Origin of the sequence: Novosphingobium album (ex Hu et al. 2023) (genome assembly GCF_022832385.1) — a bacterium.
GTDB lineage: Bacteria > Pseudomonadota > Alphaproteobacteria > Sphingomonadales > Sphingomonadaceae > Novosphingobium > Novosphingobium album.
This window is the reverse complement of the sequence record NZ_JALHLE010000033.1, coordinates 73,378-82,851: the sequence shown is the minus strand read 5'-3', so window position 1 is coordinate 82,851 and position 9,474 is coordinate 73,378. Positions and strand designations below refer to the sequence as shown.

Annotated in this window: 8 protein-coding genes; 6 read left to right on the top strand and 2 right to left on the bottom strand. The window is 58.1% G+C overall.

Going from position 1 to position 9,474, the window contains the following annotated elements:
• Nucleotides 1-387: Plug domain-containing protein (locus tag MTR64_RS17900; protein WP_243995870.1), on the bottom strand; the 387-nt coding region annotated here is incomplete at its 3' end.
• 229 nt (nucleotides 388-616) lie between these two features.
• Here MTR64_RS17900 and MTR64_RS17895 point away from each other — a divergent pair.
• Nucleotides 617-2,011: an amino acid permease gene (locus MTR64_RS17895; protein ID WP_419144960.1), complete on the top strand. Its 1,395-nt coding sequence runs from the start codon at nucleotides 617-619 to the stop codon at nucleotides 2,009-2,011.
• Between the two features lie 43 nt (nucleotides 2,012-2,054).
• Here MTR64_RS17895 and MTR64_RS17890 read toward each other — a convergent pair whose 3' ends face one another.
• Nucleotides 2,055-3,074: a M48 family metallopeptidase gene (locus MTR64_RS17890; protein ID WP_243995868.1), complete on the bottom strand. Its 1,020-nt coding sequence runs from the start codon at nucleotides 3,072-3,074 to the stop codon at nucleotides 2,055-2,057.
• 132 nt (nucleotides 3,075-3,206) lie between these two features.
• Here MTR64_RS17890 and MTR64_RS17885 point away from each other — a divergent pair, with 132 nt between their 5' ends.
• The 5 genes from MTR64_RS17885 (at nucleotide 3,207) to MTR64_RS17865 (ending at nucleotide 8,973) form a co-directional block, all read left to right on the top strand.
• Nucleotides 3,207-3,956 (top strand): metallophosphoesterase, encoded by a 750-nt coding sequence (locus MTR64_RS17885; RefSeq protein ID WP_327194289.1) that lies wholly within the window; start codon nucleotides 3,207-3,209, stop codon nucleotides 3,954-3,956.
• A gap of 153 nt (nucleotides 3,957-4,109) precedes the next feature.
• Nucleotides 4,110-4,331 carry a hypothetical protein gene (locus tag MTR64_RS17880; protein ID WP_243995866.1) on the top strand — a complete coding sequence of 74 codons (222 nt, stop codon included), beginning with the start codon at nucleotides 4,110-4,112 and terminating at the stop codon, nucleotides 4,329-4,331.
• Nucleotides 4,332-4,788: 457 nt separating this feature from the next.
• Entirely contained in the window at nucleotides 4,789-5,502 is a 714-nt protein-coding gene (locus MTR64_RS17875) for a polysaccharide biosynthesis/export family protein (RefSeq protein WP_243995865.1), read from the top strand.
• A 52-nt stretch (nucleotides 5,503-5,554) separates the two neighbouring features.
• On the top strand, nucleotides 5,555-7,756 hold the full coding sequence (locus tag MTR64_RS17870) for a GumC family protein (RefSeq protein ID WP_243995864.1): 2,202 nt from the start codon (nucleotides 5,555-5,557) through the stop codon (nucleotides 7,754-7,756).
• The gene (locus tag MTR64_RS17865) at nucleotides 7,756-8,973 is read left to right on the top strand and encodes a hypothetical protein (RefSeq protein ID WP_243995863.1); all 1,218 of its coding nucleotides are present in this window, start codon (nucleotides 7,756-7,758) and stop codon (nucleotides 8,971-8,973) included. The genes MTR64_RS17870 and MTR64_RS17865 overlap by 1 nt, the downstream gene beginning before the upstream one ends.
• Nucleotides 8,974-9,474 lie beyond the last annotated feature (501 nt).

The window sequence follows — 9,474 nt, the reverse complement described above, 5'->3', positions numbered from 1 at the left end:
GAATTCCAGCGTTGGCAGGCCGTTTTCCTGGATCTGCAGGAACTTCGCGCCGCCCAGCGCGATCGGCAGACCGCGGATCGAAATGTTGGCGAAGCCGGCACCGCCGGTGCTTTCGGCGCGCATGCCCGGAATATTGCGGAAGATCTCAGCCACCGAGCGGGCGCCGTACTTCTCGATTTCTGCCTGTGTCAGGGTGCTGGTCGAGGTGGCGCTGTCGAGGCGGTCGCGGGCACGAGCCACGCCGGTGGTCATCAGATTGACGCGCTTTTCGGCGGGTTGTGCCGTATCCTGCGATGCGGTTTCGGCATTGGCCTCTCCATCGGCCGCGAGAACTGGCGAAGGCAGTAGGCACGCCGTTGCAAGCAGAAGCAGTGTTTTCGTTTTCACAATTGTTATCCCTGTTGCGGTAAGATTCGCAGCGTCGGGATAGTGGGCACTCGCTTAAATCGGTCGTTAGAGCCGTTAAGGATAATTGCTGGGTTTGCTGAGAACACCGGTTTCAGGAGTTGGCGGAGCCGGTCTCGACAACGCCATGTGGTCCGGCCTATTCTTTGTGCATGATGGTTCCATTGTCTGAATGTCGGCCCTTTCCGCGAGACATCGTGGTATCTTTTGCATGAATGGCTGGATGCGGCGGAAACCTGTCGTTGCCGAACGGCAGGACGAAAAGATGGTGGCCAGCCTGTCCTGGCCCCACCTGATCGCGCTGGGGGTCGGCGCGATCGTCGGCACGGGTATTCTGACGCTGATCGGCGTCGGCGCCGACCGGGCCGGGCCTGCCGTATTGATTTCCTTTGCAATCGCTGGGGCGATCTGCGCCTGCGCCGCGCTGGCCTATGCCGAACTGGCGGCGATGCTGCCTGCAGCCGGCAGCGCCTACAGCTACAGCTACATGGTGCTGGGCGAAGCGATTGCCTGGGTAGTCGGCTGGAGCCTTATCCTCGAATATTCACTGGTGGTGTCGGCCGTCGCGGTCGGCTGGTCGGGCTACGCCAGCGCCCTGTTGACGGGCATCGGATTTCCGGTCGAGTTGACGCAGGGGCCGGAACTGGGCGGCGTTGCGAACCTGCCAGCGGTCTTCATCATCGCCGTAGTGGCCGGGTTGCTGATGCTGGGCACACACGAAAGTGCTCGGGTCAACATGGCGCTGGTCGTCCTCAAGATGGTTACGCTGGCTGCCTTCGTCGCCGTCGCGCTCCCATATTTCGATATGGCCCATCTCGAGCCGTTCATGCCGTATGGCTTCGGTAAGACCATGGGACCGGATCATGTCGAGCGCGGTGTCATGGCCGCGGCAGCGATCATCTTCTTTGCCTTCTACGGTTTCGATGCGATTTCGACCGCTGCTGAAGAGGTCAAGCGGCCGGAACGGGATCTGGCCATCGGCATTGTCGGGTCCATGCTGATCTGTACGCTTGTCTATGTGCTGGTGGCGGCAGCAGCCGTGGGCGCGCTGCCGTTTGCGCGCTTTGCCGACAGTCCGGAGCCGCTGGCGTTGATCCTGCGCGAACTCGGCCGACCCAGTGTCGCCCGCGTGATCGCGATAGCGGCGGTGATCGCGCTGCCGACGGTTATCCTCGCCTTCCTTTATGGCCAGAGCCGCATCTTCCTGGTCATGGCGCGCGACGGGTTCCTGCCAGCAGGTCTCGCTCGCCTTTCCGGGCGCGGCACGCCAGTTCGCATCACGGTGATGACGGCGATCCTCGTCGCCGTGCTGGCCGGTGTTCTGCCTATCGGTGAGATCGCCGCGCTGGCCAATGCCGGCACGCTGATCGCTTTCATCGCCGTCGGCACCTGCCTGATGGTCATGCGTTTCCGGGCACCGGACATGCACCGCCCGTTCCGCGCGCCGCTCGGCTTGTGGATCGGCGCCGCCACGGTCGCCGGGTGTCTCTACCTGTTCGCAAGCCTCCCGGCCAAAACCCAGCTCTGGTGCCTGTTCTGGAACACGGCGGGCCTTGTCCTCTACGCCCTCTACGGACATCGCCGCAGCCGGCTGCACCGCAGCTGACCGGCGTTGGATGCTTGCGCGTTGGGCGCGTTGGGCAAGTTCGTCAGCGCGCCTTCACCAGCAGGGCTTGCCAGTCTCCTTGCAGAGGCTTGTCGCGTGAGGCCAGAACGGGGGGCCGGCTCGGGCGCGTGTGGCCCAGATCGGCAATAGCCTTTTCGACGGTTGCTACCCGGTCCTTCCATGCCGGATGCGACCGGTCGAGCAGGATGCTGCTGGCATGTGAGGGACCGAATGCCTGCCAGAACCGCACGATTGCCTCAGGATCGTAGCCTGCGTTGGCGAGCAGCGAGACCGACAGGATGTCAGCTTGCAGTTCGGTTTCGCGGAAATAGCGGACATTTCGGCCGAAGCCTGACAGCATTCCGAAGGACAGGCCCATTTCTTCCATGCGCTCGCGGTGATGCAGGATATTGTGCGCGAATTCATGTGCTAGCAGTGCCGCGAGCTGGTCTTCGGGATATTCCTGGAAGAAGCGGCTGCTGACCTGCACCATCTCGCCGTCCGATTGCGCCGTGTAGCCATTGCTGATCAGCATTTCGAAGCGTGTGCGGCAGGCGGGGACGGGATCAACCATGCGCACGTAATCCTGGCTGTTGCGCCGCCCGTGGATCTCGATCGGGGTGCCTGCGGGGAGCGCGGCAATCAGGGCGCTTGCACGGATCAGGCCTTGCGTCGTGGCGGCAGCGTCCGGTGCGGATGGGTTGAACCGGGCGGATCCGGCGCTGACGAGGACGTCGTCGGCCTCGATTCCGGCAGCGGCAGCGGGAGAGCCGGGAAGCACCGCCTCTACGCCAATTGCACCGTCCATGTGGAAATGGCGCACGGCATCCTCGCGCAATCCCGTGTCATATTGTTCCGGAGTCTGCAGGACGAGCCCGAGTCCTGGCTCGAGACTGTCACAAAGCGGTGCATTGGCAATAGCGAGGCGGTATCCGATTCTGGCGATCACCGTGTCGGCGGCGCGGACTGCCTCGAATGTCTCGTCATCCGCAGCTCCGGCCGGACTGGCTGTGGCTGCAACGGCCAGTGCCAGCAATGCCAATATGACGCTGTGGCCTCTCATTGTTTCGCTTCGTCTCTTCGCAATTGCAAAACGGCGGCCGTTGCGTATGGGCAGGCATTCCAGGTTCATGAGAGGCAATGTAGCGCCCCGCGAATGATTGCGAAACTCTTCTCTCGGCGCCGGAAAGCCGTCGTGCCCGCGTCCAAGGTGCCAGACGGCCGCCGGATCTATGCCGTCGGCGACATTCACGGACGCCTCGATCTTCTCGACGGGCTGCTGGATCGCATCGCTCGCGACGAGGAGGCGCGGGGCGGGATGCGTGGAGACCTCATCTTTCTGGGCGATGTGATCGACCGCGGCCCAGACTCAGCGGGCGTGGTTGACCGCCTGATAGCGCTGCGTGCGGAAAGGCCCGGGACGCGGTTCCTTCTGGGAAATCACGAGGAAGTCCTTCTGGCTGCACTGGAGGGCGATGTGAAGCTGCTGCGCCTTTTTCACCGGATCGGCGGACGGGAAACGATGCTCAGCTATGGAATTACGGCGGAAGCCTACGCTGCCGCTGACTATGAGGCCCTTGTCGAGATGGTCCGGGCCGCCGTTCCGCCGGCGCACCGGAGCTTTCTCGCAACGTTCGAGAATATGTTCATCGAGGGAGACTACGTTTTCGTCCACGCCGGCATCCGGCCCGGGATTGCTCTTGAAGATCAGCGCCCCAAGGATCTTCGCTGGATTCGCGAAGAATTCCTGTCGGGCGAGGGGGTGCCGGGAAAAGTGGTGGTTCACGGACACACGGTTTTTGACGACGTGGTCGACCTGCGGCACCGCATCGGAATCGACACGGGGGCCTACCGGTCTGGCGGTGCGCTGACAGCAATGGGCTTCGAGGGCAAGGAGCGGTGGATTGTTCAGGAGTGCTGCCCGCGCAACGCTGAAGCCGCCTGAAACAGCGCCGATTTTCAGAGGCTCAGTTCGTCCGAAATCGCGCTCGTTTGGGCGAACGCCTTGATCCGGCCGCCTAATTGGCTTGTGCATTTGCGAAATCGTTGATAATCAAAAGGTGATTTAGATCTAAATCAAAGGAGCATAGATATGCGCGTGAGCAAACTGTTGGCCGCAGTTGCCGTCTCGTCGCTGTTCGCCACTCCGGCGCTGGCGAATACGGCCGCACCGCTTTCGATCGCCAAGGTCGCTAGCGTCAAGGCTTCGACCTCGGCGAAGAAGTCGAACAAGATGACCGGCACGGTTGTCGCTGTCATCGCCGGTGCTGTTGTCATCGGTGGTGTCGTCGCGGCTGCGAGCGGTTCCGACAGCCCCTGAGCTGTCACGGAAAGTGATAAAAAGAATGGCGGTCTCGCAAGGGCCGCCATTTTTTTTCCGGTTGTGGGTAAATTGGCCAGTCAGGTAAAATTTCGCTGCAGAGCTTTTTTGCCGAGGCTGAGGATTAAATTTTCAATGCCTTAAGTGGGGAGCATCCGAAGAGATGTTTGGCTTGGAAGTGCGCGAGATAATAGCGCTTTGTTTGATTGCGCTGATTGTAGTTGCCGGCAGCGTGGGCGGGATAAATTTGGCGCGTCGCCGCCGCCAAGTGCGCCTCCGCCGCCGAGGTCTCAAAAAGCACGAGCGCTAAGCGCAGTGGCATTGTCGCAGCTGACTAACTGGAAACTGATGCAGTTTACGCCTCTCGAAGGGCGCATGGAAGGGGGTTGTAACCCGGCGATGCCAAGGCTAACCAACGCTCATCCTCACGAGGGCTGGCCATTCCACTAAGGTTTTCATGAACCAGAAACTTATTACAGGTGGTGCGTCGATTGCCGTACTGCTTTGCTCGGCATGTTCCGCACCCGAATTGGTAGGGCGGCCCGATCTGGCGATTTATGAAAACAAGCCTCTTCCTGAGCCTGTTCGTGAAGATCTGGTTATTCCTCCCAGGCCTTATGTCCTTGGCCCATCAGACAATCTGAATATAGACGTTTTTGGTATCCCCGAGCTCAGCAAGAGCGTCACGGTCGACCTTACCGGACAGATTGCGCTACCCTTGGTCGGGCAGCTGCAGGTTTCCGGACTGACGACTGGCGAGCTCACAAGTGTCCTCGAGAAAAAGCTCCGGCAGGCGCATGTGCTCGATCCTCAGGTGACGGTGAACATCGCGAACGCGGCAAGCCAGATCTTCACCGTCGATGGATCGGTGGCGAAACCTGGTGTGTTTCCCCTGGCCGGGCGCATGTCGTTGATGCGCGCAATCGCTCAGGCGGCAGGTACGACGGAATTTGCCCGCGAAAACTATGTTGTGGTATTTCGCACTGTGGAGGGAAAGCGATACGCTGCCTTGTATGACCTGCGTGCTATTCGGCAGGGCATGTACGATGATCCCGAAATATTTTCGAATGATATTGTTTATGTCGGCGATAGTCAGGCTCGGCGTTTGTTCCGTGACATCATTACCGCCGCGCCGCTTATTACTACGCCGCTAATTATTCTTTTGCGATAATATTTGTCCTAGGTGGCGAACATCCATGCAGTATAGAGCCAGTGTAAACGCAATGCACGATGCCGATGCCAACCATTTTGTGGATTTGGATGGATCGAACGACGCCAACTTCAACATTAACTTGCCACAGGTTTTGTCGATTCTGGACAGGCGTAAATGGCTTGTTGCGACGGTGGTATCAGCAGTATTTCTGCTTGGGCTAATTGTTACGCTGTTGATGACGCCCCAGTACAAATCGACCAGTATTCTTGAAATTCGTCGCGAAGACGGAAATTTCACTAACGTTCAAGGCGTTGATGCTACTGCACCAAATGTAGTCAATCCCGAATTTTATGCGACACAGGAAGGTTTGCTGACATCAGTTACCCTTGCCGAAGCCGTGGCGGCCGATAATCGTTTGCAAGACAATGCAGCCTTTTTTGAAATGTTCAAATCAAATAAGGCATCTGACTGGTTTGAAAACGATCATCTTGTCGTTGGCGCATCCACCCGTGAAGAGCGCTTGAGAGAGGCCAGAGACATACTACTCAACAACGTGAGTGTCTCAATCGAAGATCTTTCCAGTCTGGCGACGATTAGCTTCACTAGCCCTGATCCAAAATTTTCGAAGAAAATTGTTGATGCATGGGCCACGCATTTCATTAAGGCGACACTTGATCGCCGATATGCTGCTACTGCATATGCTCGCAAATTCCTCGAAGATCGTCTCGGGCAATTGCGAAATCGGACTGACCTCGCGGAGAGGCAACTGGTCGACTATGCTGCCCGGCAAGGCATCGTGAGCCTGCCCAGCGACAATGGCTCACAAGGCATATCTGGAAGCGGGCCCGAGCGCTCGCTGGTGACGGAAGATCTTGTTTCTTTGAACAAGGAACTGTCGACTGCTACGGCTGAGCGAATTGAAGCGCAGAGCCGCCTGAAATCGCGAGACGCTGCCGTCCAAGAGGCATTGTCAAACAGTGCCATCTCGGAGATGCGCGCGCAACGCGCCCAACTCACATCACAGTATGCGGACATGTTGCAACGCTTCGATCCCGCGTACCCTCCCGCCCGGTCCTTGAAGGCGAAAATTGCTTCGCTGGATAAATCAATCGCTCAAGAAAACGCACGGGTGCAGGTTACCCTGGAAAACACGTATCATGCTGCCGAAAAGCGGGAGGCTGCGCTTCAGGAGCAGGTTGATTCACTAAAATCCAAATTGTTCGATCTGCGTCGGCGCAGCACGCAGTACAATATACTGATGCGTGAAGCCGATACAAACCGACAATTGTATGATGCACTCTTGCAGCGCTACAAGGAAATCGGCGTTGCTGGCGGTGTCGGTATCAATAATATCGCTGTTGTCGATCCCGGCGATGTCCCTGAGAAGCCGTCGCAGCCGAAACTGCTAATCAATTTGGCGATCTCGCTGATTGCTGGTGGCGCCATCGGGCTCGGATTGGCGTTCATCCTCGAAATGTTCGAAGATACACTTTCTGATCCCGCCGAAGTAGTCGAGCTTCTGCACATACCCCTGATCGGGGTGGTGCCCAAGGCGACCGAGGATCCGGTAACGGCGCTGCTCGATCAGAAATCGATGCTGAGCGAGGCGTATTTTTCGGTCCAGACAGCGTTGGCGTTGACCACAAGTCATGGTTTTCCAAAAACCCTCGCCGTCACCAGTTCACGGCCGGCGGAAGGTAAATCGCTCACGTCTTACGGCTTGGCAAAGACCTTGGCAGCTCAAGGCCGCAATGTTCTGCTTATTGACAGTGACATGCGTGCGCCTAGCATTCACTATATGTTTCAGTGTGATGGGGCGCGCGGTCTGAGCAATCTTTTGACCGGATCCATGAAGGCCGCTGATACCGTCCAGGCAACGGAGATCAAAAACCTGTCAATTATTCCTGCGGGTCCTCAACCGCCAAGCGCAGCTGAGTTGCTTGCTGACACGCACTTCAAAGATATTCTTGACGAACTCACACCCGATTTTGATTACGTTATTATCGACGCACCGCCCGTGATGGGTTTTGCCGATGCACCGCTGCTCGCCAATCAGGTCGAGGGGGTCTGTTTCGTCATTGAGGCGCACAGCACCAAGAAATCGAGCATCCGAACTGCGCTTTCACGGCTTCGTGCCGCCGAAATCAATCTCCTTGGTGCGATCGTAACAAAGTTTGATTCGAAGCAGGCTTTCACCGGTTACGGCTACGACTACGGCTATGGTTACGGCTATGGCTATGGCGAACCCGATTCCGGAAAAGCCGCCAGGTGATGAACGGTTCGCATGTGCCAGGTGTTCTAAATGTCGTCCGCCTAGTTGCGATCTTGTTTGGCACCGTGCTGGCCTTGTGGGTGTCGATTGGGGTTTCACTCAATTTCGCGTTTGGTGAGAGATACCCTGACCTGGCCAATGAATGGTGGCCTGCAGGTGTAATGCCGAGGGTGGCAAGTGCGGGAAACACGCTGAACGCTCCACCTGTGCAGTCCGCGGAACTTGCGCAGATGCACAAGTCACTTCGAGACGCAGCGCTGCGTGAACCGGTCAACAGTTATGCACTTGGCATGCTGGGGGCGGTCGCGGACTACCGGCATGATACGTCGCATGCCCGCAAGCTTTTCCGCCTGTCGGAGGCGATGTCACGCCGTAATTTGCTGTCCCAGATGTGGCTTGTTGAGGATGCGGTAAACCGTGATGATGTTCATGAAGTGATCCTCCATTACGATCGGGCAATGCGGGTATCGAAAGAAAGCCGCCAGACCCTCATACCCATATTGGTCGAGGCTATTGCAGAGCCCGCGATTCTTGAGAACCTATTGCCCGTTCTGGCAGAGCGCCCGTCATGGTCGGACGAGTTCGCCTTCATGATGAGCGCCAAAGGGAATGACCCTCAGGCGATGTCGGCCGTCGTTGCGGCGCTGAAACCGGACCTGTCGCGTCCGGGAGAGCGTCGTCTGGTTGAGAGCATCCTTCTTCGTATGGTCGCGCTGAATGCCGAACGCGAAGCCATCAACACCGTGAATCGACTGGAGGGCCGAGCAGGGTCAACTCGAACGATGCAAGGAGGAGACTTCGAAGAGGTTACTGGCACGCTTCCATTTGCCTGGTCCTTGCGCAAGGATGAAAACATCCATGCGTTTCGAAGTTCCGTGCCCACAGGTGGTTTTGGTCTATGGATTGAAACGCAAGAAGATATGGCCGGGGTTGCGGCAACGCAATTGGTCGGTCTTGCCGCAGGCCGTCACGCACTGACCGGTACGGCCGGGCGCGTGCCTGCCAATATTGCCGGCCGGCCCGCCATCGGCATACTTTGCGAGCACGGTAAGGTGTTGGGGAGATTCGTTCTGCCTCCTGCGGGGGAAAATGGCCGGTCTTTTCGGTTCGAATTTGATGTTCCCGCACAGGACTGTGTCACGCAATGGGTGAAGCTTGAGGCGGCGCCGGAAGGTGATACGAACACATGGTTTGATAAGCTGGCCATCGTTCAGTAGCAGTGGATCAGTCGCGCATGCGCTGGATGCCGTCTGCAGCAGCCTGACAGCCGTGGCGCTCCGATTTGCGAAATGGAGTTCTCGTGGGCAAAGGCCGTCCGAAACGTTCAGCTGAACGCGCGCGCGTGCGGTACGGATGGTTGGCGACCATTGCTCCAACTCCGCATCGGCGCTGGGCCATTTTGGACAAATCCCTGCTGGAGGCCCGGATGGATTCCATCTCGAACCAAATCGCCCTGGGAAAGGTAACCAGCCTTCCCGGCGGACAATTTGCCCCGATATGTTCGCCATTCGGGGGCCTCGATGGCGTGAATAATGGGTCCTGACGCTAAGGAAAAGCGGGAATAGTCTATGGGCTTTGAAGCCAGGATCGTGCATGACCCTGCGAAACGGGGCGCGGGGCAAGCCGATGACTGCAGATCGCCTTCGTAACATGGGGAGGCCACATAAAATCGATGTCGAGGATAGTGTTTGCCGGACCTGTGGACAGTTCCTTGAGCA